This window comes from Crocinitomicaceae bacterium (assembly GCA_016708105.1).
In the GTDB taxonomy this organism is placed as follows: Bacteria; Bacteroidota; Bacteroidia; order Flavobacteriales_D; family Crocinitomicaceae; genus JADJGJ01.
In genome coordinates this window covers 897,739-920,491 of sequence record JADJGJ010000001.1, presented here as the reverse complement: position 1 = coordinate 920,491, position 22,753 = coordinate 897,739, and the positions used below count along the sequence as shown (strand labels likewise).

The following is a 22,753-nucleotide window of genomic DNA, read 5'->3' as shown; positions in this document are numbered from 1 at the left end:
TTGCATTTCTTCACATGCGTAAAAGTGTTTTATCAAAGCCGTTTCACGAGATAATTTCACCCCTTCGGGGTTTGGTACTTTAGTTCCCTGTCATGTTAGAATTTTGTCACCCCTTCGGGGTTTTGGATGGAATAACTCAGCCACTTAAAGTTTACTTTAACCTAATTGTTACCCCAGCAATCCCGAAGGGATAAAATAATACTAACCCCGAAGGGGTGAAATGATACTAACCCCGAAGGGGTGAAACGATACTAACCCCGAAGGGGTGAAATGATACTAACCCCGAAGGGGTGAAACGATACTAACCCCGAAGGGGTGAACGATACTAACCCCGAAGGGGGTGAACGATACTAACCCCGAAGGGGTGAAACGATACTAACCCCGAAGGGGTGAAACGATACTAACCCCGAAGGGGTGAAACGATACTAACCCCGAAGGGGTGAAACGATACTAACCCCGAAGGGGTGAAACGATACTAACCCCGAAGGGGTGAAATGATACTAACCCCGAAGGGGTGAAATGATACTAACCCCGAAGGGGTGAAATGATACTACCACTGCAACCAATCAAACAGATATTTCTCGTCATATTCAACACTGAATTTTTCAAGGAAACTGTAATATTCTTTTTTAAATGATCGCTTGAGATGGTGCTCTTCTTGATTCGCAATATAACGATACACATTTTCTACCTGTGAATGTGCGTAAGAAAAGACACCATATCCCTCTTGCCATGAGAATTTACCATTCACAAATTTTTGTTCGTTAATGAAATTGGATGAATTATTTTTGATATCTCTTACTAAATCAGAGATACTCATGGAAGGCTTGATTCCAACCAAGACATGAACATGATCTTCTACCCCGTTAATGATGATGGGTTTTTGGTTTTTTGCCTTTACAATACCAGACATATATTTAAATACTTCTTGGCGCCAAGGCTTTTGGAGTAGATTTGCTCTACCCTTCACCGCAAAAACGTACTGGATGTATATTTGAGAAAAAGTACCTGCCATAAAAACTAATTTATCCCGTCCGGGCATTTGATTTTGTAATCAGGTCTCTCATGTAATTTGTTTCCTAAATTGATTTTTTTTTCACAACGATGAAATTTTGCAAATTGAGAATAATTCAGTTAAGCAATACCATGATGCCTTGGTTAAGAACAAAAATAATAAAGATGAATTAATGCGAATAATCTTAATTGATTGTTTTTCGCGGTCAGTCTCCTTCTTCTCAAATTCACAAGAATGTGCAGAAAGAACAATATGCTATTTGGAAAAAATTTCAGGTTACTTAACCTTGAATATGTTCACCGTAAAAAAAGATTAACTTAATATACCATTACCTCACATTGTCCATTAGTAAAGGATAGTTGGATGAAGACGATGCTCGTTACATTTTTTCCTTTATCAAGGGCAGGCTTCCAGTTATGCGATTGAAGATTTTTTGCAAACTCATTTTGATTTTCTTCCGTAACAGATCCATTCTGAAACTTGACTGAAGTTACTGTGCCATGACAATCAATGGACAATTTGTAGATTACTTGGTATTCTCCTTTTTCTAGATTTGCTGGAATGTTTTTTTGAAAATAATCCATGAGATTTGTCGTGCATGTTGCTTTCACATCAGGGCGTGCCAAGGGTAGTTCATTACACTGCGTGGTATCTGACTGCGCATGGGCAGAACTGAAAATAACACCAAAAATCAGAATCAAAATCCATTTTAATCTGTTGTACTTTTTAAGTTGAAGTCTGTTCATCATATCTTTATTTTACTAGTGTTTAATCTATTTTATGACGTTGATTTTGCGGTTGGCGTTGCTTACTTATCACACAGGTGATATGAATGAATGCCTTATCTCGTCACATCAACCAAACATGAAACCGGCCGGTGATCAGAGTACTCAACATCATGGGTTGTAAATTCAGAACTGGTAAAATGATCTGAATGAAAAATATAATCTATCCGGTTAGATGGCATAATTCCAATATAACTTGAACCTAATCCATTACCTGATTCAACAAATGCATCTTGTAAAAGAGAATTAAATCTACGATAAGCGTATGAAACAGGCGTATCATTCAAATCAACACAACATAAAACCGGGTAAGGTGATTTGGCAATTTCAGCCGCAACTAGTTCTGCCTGCACGGCTCTTTTTTCAAAGGCTATTTTTAATCTTTTCAAAATTCGTTCTTCATCTGATGCGTCTATATATCCGTCTTGCGGGGCGTTTTCATCAAACACCTGATAGTCCTCCTGCTGAAAACGGATAGAACCCAAATGACCATTGAATACCCTGATAGTATCCGTATCAATAACAATATCTGAATAGATACAATAATTATTTTTGTCATTTTCAAAAGGAATTTCTCCTTTATGAATGATTGGATATTTTGAAAAAGTGGCAACACCAAAATATCTTTCATCAGACAATTTATGCGTGTACCGTTCATGATAAAAAGGCATATTGAGCAAATCAATCAGCGAATCACGGGTAACAAATTTTTTCTGTCCCTCTTGATGATAAAATTCTTGAAAGCAAATGATACCCGGATTTTCATCTTTCAAAAAAGAAAAAATTTGATTGCGAGTTTCAATTCGTTTTTCGGGGAAGTACAAGTCAAAAATGCGCACGTTGAAACTCATTACCTTGATTGGATTTTGCAATTCGGGCTGAATAAATGTAAACGCCACAAAATGTCTGAGATGATTGAAACCAAGTAAAATTGCGAGGCCAGCAATGAGCATCCATTTTTTTCTGAAGAAAAACCAGAAAACCAGAAAACATAAATTGATCAGCAACCAAATAGGATAACTTAAACCGAGGTAGGCAAAATAAATAAAATTTACAGGTGAAATATGAGAAGATAGGTAAGCGCCAATTAATAAAAGTGCAGACAGAATATTCAGCCAAAGCAGAACGCGAAGGAAAATATTTGTGCGTGTTTTATTTTCGCTGGCTTTCATTGAATAAGAAATCTTTTTCTTCCTGACTCAACCCATCATACCCGCGTTTGCTCACTTTATCCAGAATAGCATCTAAACGATCTTGTCGCAATTTTTTATTCTGATTAAAATCTTCATCAGACATGTACTTAGTCTGAGCGCCGCCTTGATAGATTTTCATTTTTGGTTTGCGTTTGAAGCTAATTGCCGGAATTTTAAACTTGCTAAATAAACGGTCAAAGGGATCAAGCCAATGTTTCATTTTACCATAACCTATGATGGATAAACCACCAAACAAGGCACCGCCTAAATGAGCAAGATGTGCAATGTTATCACTTTCACCCGGACTGGTATTAATACCACTCAAATCAGACCAGATATATAAAGCTGCAATAATAAAAATTGGAATGGGAATGAGCCCCATGAGATACACTCGCAATGAAGGACGATAAAAAGCAACAGCCATAAAAATTGCCATTACAGATCCGGATGCACCTAAAATTCCGGGAGGCACTTGTTGAGCAAAAACAGGAAAAATATAATATGCTCCAATGTGAAAAAAGTAAGCGAACAATCCACCCAAAATATAAACAGTCACTAATCTGCGCTCACTGAAAAATGTGACAAACATGGCTGATGTAAAAAAGAACACCAACATGTTGAGAATAAAATGTCCAAATTCATAATGCGTGATCATGTGGGTGAAAACTGTCCATGGTTTATATGCCAGTTCTGCCGGAATACCGGGAGCGGCGAAATAATTCATCACAGACTCAGTCAACCCTTCCTTGACATAGAGATGCTCAATGATCTGCAAAATCAGAAAAAACAAATACACGGCAGTATTGATGATTAAAATTCTGCCAATAACGCCATAGCGTTTCAGAATGGATTTGATATATTCAAAAATATTCTGGTTCATCTTAATAGAAGTTGGTTTTGTCTCGTTGCCAAATTTTTATCATGATAAACCCGAAAAGCATACCACCCAAATGAGCAAAGTGAGCGTAACCACTCATTGACCCTGAAATACCTGAAAACAATGCAACACCCGCCAAAATCAATGCAAGCCATTTAGCTTTAATTGGAATAGGCGGAAAAAATAATCTGAATTCAGTATTTGGAAACAACAATGCAAAAGCCATTAATACACCATACAAAGCACCAGAGGCGCCAAGTTCAGGACTGATGAAAGAACCTGAAATTTGATTAATTACTCCTTCAGAAAACACTCCCGGATCATGAACCAATCTATTATAAGTAAACTCATTTCCCAACACGGCAGAAGTTGCCACTTCAATATCCACATCAGGGAAAACTGAACCCGTCATATTATACATTTCAATACTCTTCACTGTTAGGGAACAAATTGTTGCACCAATTCCGGTGACAAAATAAAAAAGCAAATAGCGTTTACTACCCCACAATCTTTCTAAATGCGCACCCATCATAACCACTCCAAACATATTAAAAACAAGATGCATAAAACTACCATGCATAAAGATACTTGTCACCAATTGGAACGGTTGAAAAAGAGGTGATGCAATATTGTGTACAGCCAAATAATCATGCAGAAAAATTCCCTGAGCATCAAATACTATTTTTGCCAGGAACAGCAAAATATTTATAATTAATAAATTTTTAGTTACCGGCGGTAAATTCGAAAACATGGATCCAAACATCAGTTAAATCTTTTTGTTAGTTCGTCAATGCTAATTGTTTCAATAATTTTTTTCCCTTTTGGAGAAATATTTGGCAAGCTGGTTGCAAAAAGTCGGTCAATCATATCCAGCATTTCAGTTGTAGTTAATTTTACCCCACCTCTAATAGCCATGGCAGATGCCAGACAGGCAGCAATTTTTTCATGCAGATTTGTTTCACTCTGTCCGCTGTTTCTGAAATCATCCATTAAATCTGTCAATACGCGCAATGGATTTTTTGACTTCACCTCAACCGGCACCGCTGATATAATTAGACGATTAGCCTCTTGTTTTATTTCAAATCCGGTTTGATTTAATACCGGAACCAGTTCATTCCAATAGGTGATTTCTGAGGGATCTGTTTCTAATTCCTCTGCAAATAAAAGTTGTTGTGATTTTGTTTGAGCCTTGCCAAGCTGAGTTAAAATATCTTCATACAAAATACGACAATGAGCACGATACTGATCAATCAGCATAATGCCATTTTTCATGGTAGTGAGAATATACTTGTCATGAATTTGTATCGGATTTTTTTTGATATCTGTATTTTGATCAGAATCTAATGCTGAGTGCAGTGTTATTTGTTCGTTATTATCCTCCTGTTGTTCCTCCTCACTTTCTGTCTCTTCTTCTGTTCCGTAAAAATTATCCCAATCAGCCTTGCTCGGTTTCATGGCTGAAAAACCATAAGCTTGCAATGCACTTTGATTTTTATCTTCTCTGTTAGGTTGATTATGAAAAGGATTAAACTCAGGATTCACTTTAATTTCAGGCGGCTGAACAGATTCACCTTTGCGCAATGCAGGCACATCAAAACTGCGTTCTTGTTCAAAGTCTAAAGTAGAAACAATATTATGTTGACCAAGGGCAAGTTTAACTGCGCTGCGAAGAATTTGATAAATGAATTGGCTCTCTTCAAATTTAATTTCTGTTTTTGTAGGATGCACGTTCACGTCAATAGATTGTGTAGGCACCTGCAAGTATAAAAAATAGGGAGGATATTTTCCGTGCGGAATTAATCCCTCATAAGCAGCCATCACAGCATGATGATAATAACGATCTTTAAAATACCGATCATTGACAAAAAAGAAACAGCGATCATTACCAGCCCGTTCAGTTTCAGGTTTAGTTACAAAGCCTGAAATTTTAACGATATCCGTATCTTCATTCACCGGCACAAGGCGTTCATTAAAGCGTGTGCCATACACACCAACAATGCGTTGACGCAATGAATTCACGGCAGGTAAAATATATACCTCGTCTCCGTTGTGATGAAAAGTAAATTCAATTTTGGGATGAACCAGAACAATGCGCAAAAATTCTTCCAGAATTTTCTGATATTCGGTAGTATCCTTACCTAAAAAATTTCTGCGTGCCGGAATATTAAAAAAAAGATTTTTAACGGCAATAGATGTGCCGCCGCCTGTGGCAACCGGATTTTGAGCCGTAATTTTTGATCCTTCAATAAAAATCTCTGTACCCAATTCCTGATCATGCAATTTGGTTTTCAAATGCACATGCGCAACCGCAGCAATTGAAGCCAAAGCCTCACCCCTGAAACCTTTGGTGTGAAGTCTGAACAAGTCATCAGCAGTTGAAATTTTACTGGTTGCATGACGTTCAAAAGCCATACGCGCATCCACGGTTGACATGCCACTGCCGTTGTCAATAATTTGAACCAGTGTACGCCCACCGTCTTTGACAACAAGATTTATTTTTGACGCACCGGAATCAATAGAATTTTCAATTAATTCTTTTACCACTGAAGCAGGGCGTTGCACTACCTCACCGGCAGCAATCTGGTTTGCAATGTGATCAGGAAGAAGTTTGATGATGTCAGACATCCGCTCAATTATTTTATTATTTCCTGCGTGGGATCAAGTACAATAAAATGCTTCAGCAAATAATAAAAGAGCAGTATCATTCCGCCTAAAATGACAATGAGTCGGAGATTAGATTTAAATGACTGTCCTTTGGCAAACTGCGCACGGTTGTTGCTGTACGTATTTGCGTCTCTGAAGCTGATTCGTTTTCCTTCCGGTTGATTTCCTTCAATAACCTGATCTGCTCTGAGTTTTTTTAATTTCTCATCACGCTCAGCTTGCTCAGGATCATAATACCTGGGGGTATAATCAAACCGCTTGTGCTTGTTCGGTAATCTGAATATGGAATATTTTGAAAAATCCATTTTTATCTTTTTCTGCAAATAATAAATCTCACTTGCTCTACAAATATAAGCAGATTACCTTCAGGTGCCCAACTGAATCTGCCATAGAAAAACAGAGTGATTCACTAAACGATGTGAACAAAACCTGTGCCGTGGCAAGATTTCTGCATGGGTCTTGTTATACTTTCGTTGATTGTGTTGATAAATTTTATTCGCCATACCGCATTATTATTTACCAAATGGGCCGTTATTAATGCCTTTTTGGTTGGATTTCTTTTTGTTCAAACGGCTTTTTCAGCTACTGACAATTTTACATCCTCATCAAAAGATCCGGCATTTTTACAAGTTAAATCAGGCTGGGCTGATTCAGTATTTAAATCATTGACGCCTGATGAACGTATTGCCCAATTGTTTATGGTGGCCGCTTATTCAAGCAAAGATGAAACACATTATGCTGAAATAGCCAAATTAGTAAAGGACTATAAAATTGGTGGCTTAATTTTTTTCAAAGGCAGTCCCGTTAAACAGGCACACCTCACCAATTATTATCAACAGCAGGCTAAAACTCCTTTGTTTATTGCCATTGACGGCGAATGGGGTTTATCTATGAGATTAGATTCTACCATTGTTTATCCACGCCAAATGATGCTGGGTGCAATTCAAAATGACGCCTTGATTTATGAAATGGGAAAACAAATTGCCCAACAATGTCAGGCACTTGGAATACATATCAATTTTGCACCGGTGATTGATGTGAATAATAATGCAGACAACCCTGTAATTAATAACCGATCATTTGGTGAACTAAAAGAACATGTTGCCAAATTAGGAATTGCTTATATGAAAGGCATGCAAGACCAGCATGTAATGGCTTGCGGTAAACACTTTCCCGGTCATGGAGACACGGATATGGATTCACATCTTTCATTGCCCACCATTGCACATGATTATACACGCCTTGATTCATTAGAACTCTACCCATTTAAAGCATTAATCAATGAAGGATTAGCAAGCATGATGGTAGCTCATCTCTATATTCCTTCACTTGACAATACACCCAATCAGGCTTCTACTCTTTCACCCAATATTGTGAATGGATTATTAAAAGATTCTCTTGGTTTCAAAGGCTTAATTTTTACTGATGCACTAAACATGCAAGGTGTTGCCAACTATTATGAACCGGGAGAAGTTGATGTAAAAGCCTTATTGGCGGGGAATGATATTTTACTCTTTGCGCAAGATGTTCCGCTTGCCATTGCAAAAATTAAACAAGCTATTGCTGAGGGTAAAATTACCCAAGAAGAAATTGACGCACGCTGTCTAAAAATTCTAAAAGCAAAAGAATGGGCCGGTCTGAATAAATATCAACCCATTGATACAAAAAATTTACATGAAACATTGAACCCATATAAAGCAGAAGTGCTAAACAGAATGTTGGCTAAAGAATCAGTCACCCTCATTCACAATCAGCAAAACGAACTACCGCTTGGGCGAACTGATACCTTGAAAATTGCTTATCTCAATATTGGTGGAGTAAACAATAATCAGTTTTATGAAACCATGTTACGCTACACTACAATTGATCAAATTCAAATACCTCGCGCACTTTCATCCACTGAAGAAGATGAGTTGATTGAGCAATGCAAAACTTATGATAAAATTATTGTTGGTTTTCACCGCACCAGCAATGATCCAAAAAAGAATTTTGGTGTAACCATTCAATCTATTCAAATATTCCAGGAAATAAGTAAAAGCAGTGCTGTTACCGGAGTTCTTTTTGGCAATGCTTATGCACTGGATAAATTTGGCGCACTTGAAAATACAAAGGCGTTTATTGTTGCGTATCAAGACAATGATTACACCAATGAATACGCTGCGCAAGTTCTTTTTGGAGGAGTCCTGCCTAAAGGTAAATTACCCGTTTCAGGAAATTCATTTTTCCCCGCCGGAACAGGCATGACATACGAAAACACTACACGCCTTGCCTTTGTTTTACCTGAAGAAATTGGAATCAATTCAACTGATCTTAAAAAAATTGATTCGCTTGCTTTAGCAGGAATTAAAATGGGGGCATATCCCGGTTGTCAAATCGTTGCCATTAAAAACGGGAATGTTTTCTACCAAAAATCATTCGGATATCACACCTATGAAAAAAAACGTGCTGTAAAAAATACAGATCTCTATGATCTTGCTTCTATCACAAAAATTGCGGCAACTACCATTTCTGTCATCCAATTACAACAAGAAGGATTGATTGATATAGATAAACCACTCACCAAATATATACCTGATCTTGTTGATTCAACCCCGTACCAGAATATGGTGATACGCCGCATGCTTGCACATGAAGCAGGACTTGTAAATTGGATTCCGTTTTATACCCAAACCTTATTGAACGGAAAACCAAATCCAATTTATTATTCTAGTAAAAAAGATTCTATTTACTCAGTGCGTGTGACCCAAAACTTATATATCACTCCAAAAATAGACACCTTGATTTTTCAAAAAATTATCACAACACCACTTGGCAAAAAGACCTATAAATATTCTGATTTGGGTTATTACTTTTTACGTGAGATCATCAAGCGCATCACCGGAAAAGGAGTAGATGAGTATGCCTTTGAACATTTTTACAAACCCATGAATTTATATTCTATGGGATATAATCCATTAGATAGATTTACAACAGATGAAATAACACCAACAGAAAATGACACGGTATTCAGACAACAATTAATTCACGGTACGGTGCATGACCAGGGAGCAGCCATGTTAGGTGGAGTTGGCGGACATGCAGGATTATTTTCAAATGCGACAGATTTGGCAACATTAATGTATATGTTAACGTGTGGTGGCAATTATGCCGGTACAAGTTTTCTCAATAAAGATACACTGGCAGATTTTACACGACAGCAGTACAGCGACAACCGCAGAGGCGCCGGTTTTGATAAGCCCGTTCGCTCATTAGACGGTGGCCCCACATGCAATAAAGTTTCATTGGAAAGTTATGGTCATTCAGGTTTTACAGGTACAATCACCTGGGCTGATCCTGCTAATAAAATAGTCTATGTATTTCTAAGTAATCGGTGTTATCCTATTGCTGAAAATCCCCTCTTGCTGAAAGAAGGCATTCGCGTTTCAATTCAAGACGCAATTTATATAGCTTGTAAGCAGGCCAAATAATTTGAGCATTGTCTCTATCCACAGCTCAAATCTTCTATACCTTAGTAGGGATTAATTCAACATACCCAACCCTAACGATTCATTCTTCGTCGTATATAACACATAATTCGTCAGAACAATTTTTGAATTAGACGACACAATTTGAATATCTTTACCTTATAATTGATCGTTTTCATTGAATGAGGAATTATAAATGTCTGTGAAGATTTAAATATTGAATAAAAACTAAACCACGATATGAAAAAACTATTTTACACTTTTTTTCTTTTTGGAGCTTGCAGCGTGTATGGTCAGAATTTGCCTACACTAACAAGTTTTGAAATTGATACCATGTGCTATTCAGACTATGGCCATGCCATTATAAAAAACATCCAGGTATATGATGCTAATGCAGACAGCACGTATATCACCGTAAACACCTACAATACCGGATACTTTTATAATCTCGATGTAATAAGTCCCGCCTATATTCCCGGTCAAACAACCCGAACATTTTCTATCGTCGTAGATCCGGGAACAGGATTGTTACCTAACAACCTTCATTTAGATAATTTTATTATTACCATCACCGGAAATATTGCTAATGATGGTGGTGTAACAACCGGAGTTACCATTCCGGGCGTTGCAGCTTATGGCTACCTCAGCGGCACCATGAATGTTTCATCTCTAATGCTTTGTAATAATGACAATGCGGTTGATTTGAGATCTTACGCATCACCGGCCGGCGGACGTTTTGAGTGGGCAGGTGAAGAAGGATATATGTTTGACCCTGAAGTTTACGCATCTAACGGCGGAACCGATGTGAATTATTATTTTATGAATGCGGCAGGATGCAGCGGTTATGTATGGTCTGCCGGACCAAACATTGTCAATGCGCCAATGGTATTTACAAGTCCGGGTAGCTCAACATGTGGTATGAGTGACGGTACAGCCACTGCATTTATTTCAGGTTCAGCTCCGCCTTATCAGGTATATTGGTCAACAGGTGATTCAGAATCTGTTCCTTCTACTCCTGCTCCAATTACCAATTTACCTGCCGGAAATTACTATGTAAATATTACCGATGCAAATGGATGTAATGAAGTTGCTATTGCACAAATTTCAGATATTGAAGTTGATTTGTCAGAAATAGTAACTGGTGAAACATGTGAATATGTCAGTCAAGATGGTCAAATTGAACTAACGATTACTCCAACATTAGGTACCGTGAATTTTATCTATTGGTCAAACGGAAGCACTAGTCAAAACATCACCAATTTGCACAAAGGAGAATATTCAGTGATGGTAACAACTGACGCAAATTGCAAAGCGTTTGGAACCTATACAGTGGGCAGCAGCGCTGCCGTTTATGGTGAAGGTGTTGATGTGATTGATGCATGGTGTGGCAACAGTGATGGCTCAATTGATTTGGAAGTTTTCAACGGATCCGGATCGTATGCTTATTCATGGAGCACAGGTTCAACCTTTCAAGATTTGATCAACGTTCCTTCAGGTACATACACCTGTCATATAACAGACTTAGTTTATGGTTGTGAAGCAGATTATACTGTTGATCTCTTAAGTACAACCGGACCAGATGCCTATCTCAATGCAATTCAATATCCTGATTGCGGCTCAACAAATGGCTTTATTGATATGGGAATTAGTAACGGGGCATTTCCTATTACATCAGTTTCATGGAGTTCAGGACAAACAAGCAATGATTTAGATAATGTAGCACCCGGAATTTATACCCTGACTGTAACTGATGCAGGTGGATGCATTTTCAAGAAAACAATTGACCTGAATTCTAACGCACCGGAAGCACCTTCTATCTGCATGGTGACTGTTGACTCCACCTTAAATTACAATCAGGTAGTTTGGGAAAAAGATATTACCCAAACCGGTATTGCAGGCTATAAAGTATACAGAGAAACTTCAGTTTATGGAGAATTTGAATTGGTTTCAACCAGACCTTATGCACTTGAATCAATGTTCCAAGACAATGACGTTTCAGCCATGGATCGTTCATGGAGATATTATATCACTGCGTACGATGTTTGCGGAAATGAAAGCGGAGCAAGTTTAGTTCACAAAACAATTCATGCCGTTGCGCAAACACCTGATATGATTAACTACACCATTTATTGGGATGTGTATGAAGGAATGCCATATTCAAGTGTTAATTTGTATCGTTATGACGCAACAAACGGATGGGTTGATTTAGGTAGCCATGCCGCAGGTTATGGTTTTGCGAATGATGCGCCTGCAGTTACAACTGATTTGAATTATTTCGTTGAATTTAATCTTGCTGTTCCATGTACATCAACAAAAGTTCAAGATCATAACTCATCACGCTCTAACAAAACTGCTTCAGCGTTTGATCCCGGAAATTCAGTAGTTTCTGTTGAAGATGAAAATATGGGATTGATCACCATCTATCCAAACCCTACTCAACAAGATTTTGTTCTACATGTTGATTCGCCTGAAAATGTAACGCTGTTTGAAGTACTTGATCTAAATGGTAATCTAGTTCAAACGGGTAATATTACAACTAACAATACGGTTGTATCAACAGAAAACATGACCACGGGTGTGTATCTTATCAAGATTTATTCAGAAGGAACTGTAGTGGTTCAGAAATTAGTTCTGCAATAGGGTTACACAAACTTGAAATTGAAAAGGCGTCTGAAAAGAGGCCTTTTTTTTTACGAATTAAAACTAACATCTGATTTAGTTTATCCCTAATTAAGCAATTGATTAAATATTGAACCAAATGGGTTGCAATAAGTGATCGTTCTGTAGGCGCAGGTCGCGACCTGCGCCTACGTTTGGGAAAAAATTTGCAACCCTCAAATGTACCATCAGAATTCTATTGCTTAATTTGGGTTTCAATTGGTGAATAATTACAAATTGGCTCAACAAGTCCAAATTAATGATAAAGATTTTTCCAATACAGAACGGGTATCGGTATCAGATTTGGGTATCAACTCATGTTTCCACTCACAACCACAAACCGATTTTTTTGTGAAATATCTTTGCGCGTAACGGCTGTTGTGTATTGCATTTTCAAAGCCACATCAACGATTGATTGCGCATATTGCGGATTAATTTCAAAATATATTTTTCCGTCCGCGTTGAGAATTTTTTTTCCTATTTCTAGTATTCTTCTGTAAAAGATTAATGGATCATCATCTTCAACAAAAAGAGCCAAATGCGGTTCAAAATTGAGTACATGTTTTTCCATCTCACTTGCTTCTGATCTTAACACATAAGGCGGATTTGAAACGAGAACATCATATTTTTTATTTCCAAAAAAATCAACTGCTGGTTGCAAAATATCTAACTGAAAAAAATTCACCCTTGTTTTATTGAGTTCATTGTTTTTTTCCGCAATTTGTAAAGCTTGGATAGAAATATCTACAGCATCAACATCAGCTTGCGCCAAAGATGCACTTAATGAAACTGCAATACAACCTGATCCGGTAGCAATATCAAGCACACGTATTTTTTGAGCTTGTTTATTTTCATGTATAATGATATCCGTTAGTTCTTCCGTTTCAGGGCGAGGAATCAAAACATTGGAATCAACAAAAAATTTCAATCCAAAAAATTCTGTTTCACCTAAAATATACTGAATAGGTTCATGTTGTTGCAAGCGATTAACTACATCACGAGCATCCAATAATTCTGATTCGGTTAACCTTACTTCACTCGCTGAAATCTGATATCTGTTCAGCTTATAGCGATGATGAACATAAAGCATGAAAATATTTTCAGCTTCACTTTCAGAATAAACTGCCTTTAATTTTCTGATAAAGTAAGGCAATAAATCCCTCAGCAGATTAGACTGAACAAACATTACATGCCGGTAATTAAAAAGTCTGTTCTACGATTTTTTGCTCTGTTTTGTGCGTTGGTATTTGGCAATTTCGGGCGTGTTTCACCGAAGCCTTCAGATTTGAGACGGCTGGCAGAAATACCTTTTGAAATCAAATATTCCATAACACCCTTTGCACGATTTTCACTGAGCGTTTTATTGCGAGCATTGTCACCAACATCATCTGTATGTCCCTGAATTGTTACAGTAACCGTTGGGTTTTCATTCAGAAATTTCACAAATTGATCAAGAATAAATTTTGAATCGTCAGACAAAACGTACGAATCAGTTTCATATAAAATATCATCAATAGTGAATGCTTTTCCAACTTCTATCACATCAATTTCCATATCAATGCCTTTAACAGTTGTTGTGACAGTATCAGCCACTTGTTCAGCCTGTACTAATTTTGTGTCAAACGAATATCCTTCTTTTTTAAGCGTGATCATGACATCTTGTTCTTCTTCTGCCATCACAACGGCAGTGAATGTTCCGTCATCTCCGTTCACTTTAAATTCAACACTCTCACCTGTTTCTTTGTATGACACTTCAACTGTTGCATCTTCTACAGGTTCCCCTTGCTGATTTTTTACAACTCCTTTATAAATTTTTACTTCTTTTGGTTGTGCCTCTTCATACAAATCAAAATAGAAAATGTCATAACTATTGGTGTTCACATTGAAGAAAGTATAATACGCTACGTGACCATCATATGAAACGACCAAGCCAACTTCATTAGCTTCAGAATTGATTGGATAACCAATATTAACAGGATCTTGCCAAGTACCGTCTGCATTTTTGCGCGTATAAAAAATGTCAGAACCACCGGCACCTAAACGATCACTTGAGCAGTCAGAGACAAAATATAATGTCTCACTATCCTGATGCAAGAAAGGTGCTTTATCATGTCCGGCAGAATTGATGTTGCCTGGAACAGGTTTTGCTTGTGTCCATTTTCCATCGGCGCCACGTGTTGAGTAGTAAATATCTGTTTGTTGTGAGCCATCTCTCCATGACGCAAAGTAGAGTGTATTTCCATCTGCAGATAAAGTAGGTTGCGCTTCCCATCCATCTTTTGTATTGATGGTTGGTCCCAAATTTTCTAACGGAGTCCATGTAAAATCATTTCCTCCTTCACCGCTACGTTCAAAACGTGTTACATAAATATCACAGTTGGCGTGGTCTTGATAATCTACATACTGACAAGCACAAATAAACATTTCTTTATTGTCAAGAGATAGTGAAACTCCCCCATAATTAGCATATACCGGAAGGTTGAAAGGTTTTTTCATTTTGTCACCGGTATTAAAATCTGCTAATAAATCTGCGCGCAAACTCACGGTAAATTCTTCAACAACTGCTTCCATTACGCCTCGCTCCTCTTCAGCTCCTTTGCGGGTATAAAAAATCAATTCACTATCAGGAGACAGCATAGGAAGATATTCATGCTTTTTAGAACTCACGTTTGGAACCATGGTTGGTTTGAAGGGTTTGAGATCAGAATAGAACTTGTCATAAAATTCTATCTCAGGTAAAATTTCTTCAATCTCTGCTTTTTGGGTAGCGTAATTTTCTCCATAACGTGAACGGTCATCACTTTTAAATTCAAGAAATAGTTTAAAGTTTTTTGAGGCCTCACCTTTATCATTCAGAAAATAATAGATGTATCCCATTTTATAATAAACGTCTGCAGAAAATTCAGGACAATACATCACTACTTCTTTATACATTTTCAAAGCACCTTCATACGCAACTTTGAGTTGATTGTAATTGGCTCGCCCGCCTTCATAGGCTTCCTGAACGGTGAGTGCATGATTGAAATTGAAGGTTGCAAACTCATAATACACGTAGGCATTACCCGGAGCCATTTCAACCGCTGTGGTTAAAAATTGTCTTTTTTCATTCAGGGTTGCCTTTTCACTTTCAAGCTGTGAAAGCACCTTCATGGTTTTTTTATCAGGTTCATAACAAGCTTCGTTTTCTTCTTCTTGTGCAAAACCAGAAACAACTGTAAAGAATAGAAACGGAAAAACCGAAATGCGTAAATAAGAGAACATCATGATCAATAAATTAGGTTAAGGTTTAGAATACAATATTCATTCCAACCCGTTATACTGTAAAAAGATAAATAAGTTACAAATTTATTTACCTGCTAAAAATAGAATTTCATACCGAGATCAAATGAAATAAGCCTGCTTGACACCGCATCAAAATTGATATAGTTTTTATTTCTCAAATCAAGAAAATGAAATCTTGTTGCCACAGATAATTCAAAAATTCCGTTCCCTCTTTCTGCAATAGAAGCCACACCAAGTGAGAGGTAAGGCTGAAAGGGCTGCACAGTACTACTGATGCTGATATTGCTGCCTGGTGCAAAATAACGGGATCTGAAAAGATAATTCACCCCGGCTCCGGCTGTTGCATAAAGTGATGAAATCAAATTAAATTGAAAAGTAGCCGGGAGATGAACGGCATGAAATCTGGTACTATTTATCAAACTTCCGTTTACCCAATTATCAAAGGAAATGTACTCATAATCCAGTCCGGTTACAAATGCGCGTTCATCAGCATAACCAAACCTCAGGGGCACGCCAAATGCAAATCCATATCCACTTTCTGATGACCAAATACCGGTTTGCTTTTGCCGATGAGAGTTTAACTGAAAACTAGTTGCCACATTTGCTCCCATTGAAAACCCATCTTGAGCTCTCATTTCAAGCGCCGTTTGCAGGAAAAAACATAAACATAAAATTACCTTCAGGTTAATTATGTTGGCCGATATTTTATTTATTCTATGCATCATGAGAAGTAATTTGATAATCAAAAGTAAGTACTATAATTCTCCATTCCACTCATGATAGAATTGGGTGAGAAAATTTTCCATGAAGACATGGCGTTGTTCAGCCATTTTTTTACCGGTTGAGGTATTCATTCCATCTTTTAATAAGAGAAGTTTTTCATAAAAATGATTAATCGTGTGTGATCTACTGTTGCGGTATTCTTCAGCCGATTTAAATTTCACCGGTTTAATATCCGGATTATATAATTCACGATTAAATTTTCCGCCAAAGGCAAAGGTGCGCGCTATGCCAATTGCTCCAATAGCATCTAACCTGTCTGCGTCTTGCACTATCAACCCTTCTAATAATTTCATCTCATTTTTCAATCCCCCCTTAAAAGAGCATGTTCTAACAATTTCTTTTACCTGATCAATAATTTCTTGCGAAACCTTAAGTGTGGTGAGAATTTCCTGAATTCTATTGTCTGCTTCTTGATCTGCATTTTCAACAAATTTATGATCTGCAATATCATGCAGCAAAGCAGCCAATTCAATCACGAATAAGTTTCCACCTTCAGTTTGGGCAATATGCTTTGCGTTTTTCCATACCCGTTCAAGATGAAACCAATCGTGACCGGTGGGTTCAGCAGAGAATTTCTCTTTCAAAAAAAGTATCAGTTGATTGATGACCAAAGTTTGATCTGATATTGTTTTCATAGTATCATTCAGGCATTCAAAAAAAAACCGCGTCCAATCAAGAACGCGGTTTGATTACTTTATAAAATCAGATTATTTGCTGATCACGATATTCTCACTTCTTACGACTGATCCGTTTTGAGAAACAGTTACAAGGTAAGTTCCGTTTTCAAGGTTAGCAGTCTCAAATTTGTATGATTTTGCATACGCTGCGTAAACAGTTTCGTTTGAAACCATGTTACCTGCTAAATCATAAATTGCTACGTTAACATCACCTTCAATATTGCGGAATTGCAAGTTGATTGATTCTGAAGCAGGATTAGGGAAGATGATTACTTCATTCTCTCCTGTTTCAAATTCAAACAAACCTGTAGTAGCACCATTGATAAACAATACCACGTCATCTACAAGAATGTTTACAGTAGCAGTAGTTGATTGATAACCTTCAATACGGATTGTATGAGAAGCACCATCAGTATAGCTGTCAATAGCAATTTCAAAAAGAGCATATTGATCTTTATAAGCGGCACTGTCAAGCGCTGTAATTGTACCTACAGTTGTTCCGTCAATTTTAACTACTAATTTATCAGCAGCAATACCAGGACCAGGCTCAGGCATTTTAACAAACATTCTCAAAGCACCGGTTGCACCATTAGGAATAGTACAAGATTGCTCAATATAACCAGTTTCAACAGCACCACCGGCACCACCAAACCAAGCATACCATGCACCTGTGTTTGCAACGCAAGGGCCACCGCATGTACCGCAACCTGCGTCACACAAAGGAGTTCCAAAATTGTCTGATTGTTCTGTCCAGTCACCACCACCGGCACCGGCTTCAAAGCTACCATCACTGATTTGAGCAGTTGCGCCCATCGTGATTCCCGCAAAAGCGGCTACTAAGTAAAATTTTTTCATACGCTAATTAAGTAAATTGATTAATACCCCAAATTTAAAGATTTTTTAATCTCTTACGCAAGGTTATAAAGAATCCTTTTATTGAAAGTTATTCACTAAGCAGTGTGATTTGATCTTTTTACCCTCAAAGCCAGGGGCAATCTATTAACTTTGACATTATGAAAATCACTGTACGGCATTACGTTGATCTATCTCTAGATGACTTTCACGACCTCATTGCTTTGCGCATTGCTGTTTTTGTAGTTGAGCAAAATTGCCCCTACCTTGAGTTGGATGGTAAAGACAAAAAGGCTTATCATCTGATTGTGCGCAATGATTCAGGTAAGATAACCGGCACCTTGCGTATTTTTTCTCCCGGCACTATTTATGCTGAAGCCTGCATTGGCAGGGTAACAAGTCATCCTGATCACCGAAATGAAAAGCTTGGTCACCGCATGATGGAATACGCAATGACATTCATTGCAAACCAATTCGGTAATCCTCCGGTTAGAATTTCAGCACAAAGTCATCTTTGCAATTTCTACGCAAAATATGGTTTTATTAAAACAGGGAACGAATATCTTGAAGATGGAATACCACATAGTGAAATGATTTATGTGCCACAGAAATAATTCTTGAATGGTACACTCTTTTTTAAACTCTAATTTTATGGGTTAATGAAGAGAATAAGTTACATCAAATGAACGTTGTTCAATTTATTTGGCACAATTTTGATATAGAATAAAGCGTGTTAACCTCAAAAAATATTCATGACCATTGAATTCAACCATGTTGTTCCTGTTCCTTTGCAAGGATATCCTCATGCAGCTGAGAGTGTATGGATGAATAAATTTACACTTGATTTTCCTTCAACGATATTCTTAAACGCACATAGTGGAAAGGGCAAAACTACCTTTGCCGGTATTGTATACGGAGTGCGACATGATTACACCGGTGATGTATTGTTTGACGGCAAAAATATTCGCTCTTTTTCTCTCCATGATTGGATTTCATTGAGACAAAATAAACTGAGTGTGATTTTTCAAGATTTGCAACTTTTTGGTGATCTCACTGCGCTGGAAAATCTTTTATTAAAAAATACCTTGACCAATCATTTTACCCAAAACAAAATTGAAAGCATGATGGAAAAATTAGGTTTGGGAGATAAAAAAAATCAGACCTGCCGCACACTTTCTCTTGGTCAACAACAGCGGGTTGCTATTATACGTGCTTTATTACAACCGTTTGATTTATTAATTATGGATGAGCCGTTCAGTCACTTAGATGATAAGAATACTCAACATGCCTTGCAATTGATACTTGAGGTAACAAATGAAAATAAAGGCGGATTGTTGATGACAACCCTGGGGAATAAATACGGAATTGAACCAGATCTGGAATTAATTTTATAATCATGCTGCGGAAATTATTGTTTAGAAATAGCATCAATTTTCAGTTCATCATGGCTGCAACCGGCGCTTTGGTAGGGCTTACGGCACTATTACTCAGTTTTCAATTAATACTAGATGTCAGAAAATATCACAATACAGAAGCTGAATTGTTTGGCCCAAACTCTATCGTCATTCAAAAAAAGGTGACCAAATTTACCAGCATTGGAATGAATAACACTGATTTTACCAGTGAAGATCTGGAAAAATTGCGGAACAAATCATTTATAAAAGACCTTGCTCCATTCAAATCAGCAGACTTCAAAGTAGGTGTATCAGAGGTTCCCGGCGATGGTTTACCTTCATTTTATTCTGATATGTTTTTTCAATCCATACCTGACAGGTTTATGGATGTTAAAGTAGATTGGAGTTGGAACCAAAGTGCAGAATATATTCCCATTGTTTTGCCAAGAGATTTTATCATGTTGCTTAATTATGGCTTTGCTCAAAGTCAAGGTATGAATCAGATTTCAGAAGAACTATTGATGGCAGCCCGACTCTCAATTCATTTACAAGGCAATGGAAAAACCCATACCATGATGGGGCGTGTTGTTGGATTTTCACAAAAAATCAGTTCCATTTTGGTGCCTGAATCATTTCTTGATTACGCAAACACTATTTACGGAAGCGGCAATCAAATAAGCCCTAATCGTGTTTTTATCACTATTGAAGATGACAGTTATGGTGAGCTGGAAGCACTCACTGAAGAAATGAATCTTGACATCAGTCAGGGTGCTATTGATATGGTAAAAATAAAAACCATTGTCACGGTTGTTGTGGGTATTTTTGGTATTGCATCGTTACTCATTCTGTTATTATCATTGCTTGGTTTTATTCAATACGCCCAACTCATGCTGGCAAAAGTTTCATGGGAAATCAAAACACTCATTAGATTGGGATACTCAGTAAGAACATTGGTTAAAACCTTTGTCATGCAAGTTTTGATAGCCTTTGGAGTAGTTTGTATACTAGCCATTATATTGATGTTTGTAATAAATATTTTTGTGATTCAATCACTGCTTGAAGAAAATGGCATTCATCTTGCTCAATTCAGTACAATACCTGCTGTGATGCTTGCCTTAATATGCTTTGTGGTATTTGTTGGAGCAAATTTTTTGAGTGTGCGGCAAACCATTTTCAGACTTGGCAAGGAGTAAACAGAAAAAAGTTAAAATATTGTTAAACAAACATCCGCTGCAATTCAATCACGTCTTACCAGTACTAAACTAAAAACCATTTATATAATTTTACAATCGCCAGATATATCTAAAAAAATGAACAGCTTATAATCAGATCATCACATGGCTCAATGATAAAACCAAATACCTATGAAAAAAATAATCTTCGCACTCATTACCCTCTTTACGCTAAGCGCCGGAGCTCAGACATTAAAATTTAAAGTAGAAGGCCTGAATGACACCACCGTTTTTCTGGCAAAATACTTTGGACCTAAATTGTATTATGCAGATACCACAATAAGTAAGAATGGCGTAATTACTTTCAATGGAGATAAACACGCACCCGGTATGTATGCTGTAGTTCTACCCGGTACCCGTTATTTTGAATTTATTCATGATAAAGAAGTGGTTGATATGTACACCACAGATATCAATGATCTGACCGGGAATATGAAAGTGAATAAATCAGCAAACAATCAGGTTTTCTACCAATACATTTTTTTCATGACAGAACACAAGAAAAAAATGAACGAACTGACGAAACAATATGAAGCAGCGCCCGCTGACTCGCCTGAACGTGAACGCATACGTGAAGAAAGTAAAAAACTGAATGATGAGGTCTATGCTTATCAGCAAAAACTGGTAAAAGAGAATGAAGGAAAGTTTATTGCCGTACTGATCAAAATGTCTATGGATATTCAATTACCTGAACCGCCAAAAGATGAAAACGGAGTGATTACAGACTCAAATTATGTATACAATTACTACATTGCTCACTACTGGGACGGTGTTGACTTCAAAGATGCACGCCTGGTGAATACGCCAATCTTTCATAATAAACTAGAGAAGTTTTTCAGCAAAGACGGAATTCTGCAAATACCTGATACCATAATAAAATACTCAGTTTGGATGCTTGATCAAATGGACAAAACAGATCAATCAAACAAAATGTTTCAGTACACTCTTCACCACATTACCTATAAATATGAAACGATGCAAATTATGGGAATGGACCGCGTATTCTGGTATTTAGGTACTAATTATTATTGTCCGCCTAATAACTACGCATATTGGATGAGTAAAGAAAACTTGGACAAATTATGTGACCGCGTTCAAAAAGTGAGTCGCACACTCATAGGAAATTTTGCCCCTATGTTAATTCTTACAGACACCACTGAACAGAATTGGATTAATTTATACAAGGTTGAAGCTGATTATACCGTTCTTTATTTCTGGGATCCAAACTGCGGGCATTGTAAAAAATCTACACCAAAACTTCAGACGCTCTATGAGAAAAAATTCAAGGAGCGTAATATTGAAATTTTTGCGGTAGCTAAAGCCACCGGAGATGACTTTGAAGATTGGAAAAAATTCATTGTTGAACACAATCTCAAATTTATTAATGTGGGCTTAACAAAAAACGTCTACAACGAAGCCATGAAAGATCCGCGTCCATTGTTACAAAAAACAACGCTTGAAAGTTTGAATTACAGTGACACGTATGATGTATATTCAACTCCAAAAATATTTGTATTGGACAAAGACAAAAAAATTAAATTCAAACAAATAGGTATTACTCAACTTGAAATTATCATGGATGATATTACCGGACATAAAGATGATGTGAAACTTTTCCCTGATGAAGAAGATGATGCTGATATTCATTAATTTTCATGAATCGTTTTAGAAAAAACATCAACTTTTACAACCGTTGAAATATTCAGAACAATCTGATAAAGATTGAATTGGATTATTCGTTTATAAACGCTTTTAATCGCTAACAATCTTTTTTGCAAAAAAATTTGGAAATTAAAATTATTGTCGTAAATTTGTCTTAACAAGCTTGGTTTTTACGCTATCAAAAATAAAGTACTGAAGCGAATGTCATCAAGACT

Annotated in this window: 18 protein-coding genes; 6 read left to right on the top strand and 12 right to left on the bottom strand. The window is 37.1% G+C overall.

What is annotated here, in order from left to right; translation table 11 throughout:
* Positions 1-550: 550 nt before the first annotated feature.
* The 7 genes from tnpA to IPH66_03860 all read right to left on the bottom strand — a co-directional run bounded on the left by tnpA (position 551) and on the right by IPH66_03860 (position 6,839).
* Positions 551-1,015, bottom strand: a complete 465-nt coding sequence (gene tnpA, locus IPH66_03890) for an IS200/IS605 family transposase (GenBank protein ID MBK7128494.1) — start codon at positions 1,013-1,015, stop codon at positions 551-553.
* A gap of 317 nt (positions 1,016-1,332) precedes the next feature.
* Positions 1,333-1,764 (bottom strand): hypothetical protein, encoded by a 432-nt coding sequence (locus tag IPH66_03885; protein ID MBK7128493.1) that lies wholly within the window; start codon positions 1,762-1,764, stop codon positions 1,333-1,335.
* A 92-nt stretch (positions 1,765-1,856) separates the two neighbouring features.
* On the bottom strand, positions 1,857-2,972 hold the full coding sequence (locus IPH66_03880) for an endonuclease/exonuclease/phosphatase family protein (protein ID MBK7128492.1): 1,116 nt from the start codon (positions 2,970-2,972) through the stop codon (positions 1,857-1,859).
* Positions 2,953-3,873 carry a rhomboid family intramembrane serine protease gene (locus IPH66_03875; GenBank protein MBK7128491.1) on the bottom strand — a complete coding sequence of 307 codons (921 nt, stop codon included), beginning with the start codon at positions 3,871-3,873 and terminating at the stop codon, positions 2,953-2,955. The genes IPH66_03880 and IPH66_03875 overlap by 20 nt, the downstream gene beginning before the upstream one ends.
* 1 nt (position 3,874) lies before the next feature.
* Positions 3,875-4,621, bottom strand: a complete 747-nt coding sequence (locus IPH66_03870; GenBank protein ID MBK7128490.1) for a rhomboid family intramembrane serine protease — start codon at positions 4,619-4,621, stop codon at positions 3,875-3,877.
* Between the two features lie 11 nt (positions 4,622-4,632).
* Complete coding sequence (mutL, locus tag IPH66_03865; protein MBK7128489.1) at positions 4,633-6,495, bottom strand: DNA mismatch repair endonuclease MutL; 1,863 nt, start codon at positions 6,493-6,495, stop codon at positions 4,633-4,635.
* A gap of 8 nt (positions 6,496-6,503) precedes the next feature.
* Positions 6,504-6,839, bottom strand: a complete 336-nt coding sequence (locus IPH66_03860; GenBank protein ID MBK7128488.1) for a hypothetical protein — start codon at positions 6,837-6,839, stop codon at positions 6,504-6,506.
* Positions 6,840-6,965: 126 nt separating this feature from the next.
* On the opposite strand from IPH66_03860, the gene IPH66_03855 reads away from it, so the two are divergent.
* Positions 6,966-10,001: a serine hydrolase gene (locus tag IPH66_03855; GenBank protein ID MBK7128487.1), complete on the top strand. Its 3,036-nt coding sequence runs from the start codon at positions 6,966-6,968 to the stop codon at positions 9,999-10,001.
* Positions 10,002-10,238: 237 nt separating this feature from the next.
* A complete protein-coding gene (locus IPH66_03850) occupies positions 10,239-12,638 on the top strand; it encodes a T9SS type A sorting domain-containing protein (protein MBK7128486.1) in 2,400 nt (799 codons plus the stop codon).
* Positions 12,639-12,966: 328 nt separating this feature from the next.
* Here the strand turns inward: IPH66_03850 and prmC are convergent, their stop codons facing one another.
* The 5 genes from prmC to IPH66_03825 form a co-directional block, all read right to left on the bottom strand.
* Positions 12,967-13,842 carry a peptide chain release factor N(5)-glutamine methyltransferase gene (gene prmC, locus IPH66_03845; protein ID MBK7128485.1) on the bottom strand — a complete coding sequence of 292 codons (876 nt, stop codon included), beginning with the start codon at positions 13,840-13,842 and terminating at the stop codon, positions 12,967-12,969.
* Positions 13,842-15,920, bottom strand: coding sequence for an OmpA family protein (locus IPH66_03840; protein MBK7128484.1), 2,079 nt, complete (start codon positions 15,918-15,920; stop codon positions 13,842-13,844). The genes prmC and IPH66_03840 overlap by 1 nt, the downstream gene beginning before the upstream one ends.
* A 92-nt stretch (positions 15,921-16,012) precedes the next feature.
* Positions 16,013-16,663 (bottom strand): hypothetical protein, encoded by a 651-nt coding sequence (locus IPH66_03835; protein MBK7128483.1) that lies wholly within the window; start codon positions 16,661-16,663, stop codon positions 16,013-16,015.
* A 30-nt stretch (positions 16,664-16,693) separates the two neighbouring features.
* Entirely contained in the window at positions 16,694-17,356 is a 663-nt protein-coding gene (locus IPH66_03830) for an HD domain-containing protein (protein MBK7128482.1), read from the bottom strand.
* A gap of 72 nt (positions 17,357-17,428) precedes the next feature.
* Positions 17,429-18,253: a T9SS type A sorting domain-containing protein gene (locus IPH66_03825; GenBank protein ID MBK7128481.1), complete on the bottom strand. Its 825-nt coding sequence runs from the start codon at positions 18,251-18,253 to the stop codon at positions 17,429-17,431.
* A 158-nt stretch (positions 18,254-18,411) separates the two neighbouring features.
* Here IPH66_03825 and IPH66_03820 point away from each other — a divergent pair, with 158 nt between their 5' ends.
* From IPH66_03820 to IPH66_03805, 4 genes are all read left to right on the top strand, one after another.
* On the top strand, positions 18,412-18,864 hold the full coding sequence (locus IPH66_03820) for a GNAT family N-acetyltransferase (protein MBK7128480.1): 453 nt from the start codon (positions 18,412-18,414) through the stop codon (positions 18,862-18,864).
* 138 nt (positions 18,865-19,002) lie between these two features.
* Complete coding sequence (locus IPH66_03815) at positions 19,003-19,644, top strand: ATP-binding cassette domain-containing protein (GenBank protein ID MBK7128479.1); 642 nt, start codon at positions 19,003-19,005, stop codon at positions 19,642-19,644.
* A gap of 2 nt (positions 19,645-19,646) precedes the next feature.
* Entirely contained in the window at positions 19,647-20,837 is a 1,191-nt protein-coding gene (locus IPH66_03810; GenBank protein MBK7128478.1) for a hypothetical protein, read from the top strand.
* A gap of 171 nt (positions 20,838-21,008) precedes the next feature.
* Positions 21,009-22,526 carry a redoxin domain-containing protein gene (locus tag IPH66_03805; protein ID MBK7128477.1) on the top strand — a complete coding sequence of 506 codons (1,518 nt, stop codon included), beginning with the start codon at positions 21,009-21,011 and terminating at the stop codon, positions 22,524-22,526.
* Positions 22,527-22,753: the final 227 nt, after the last annotated feature.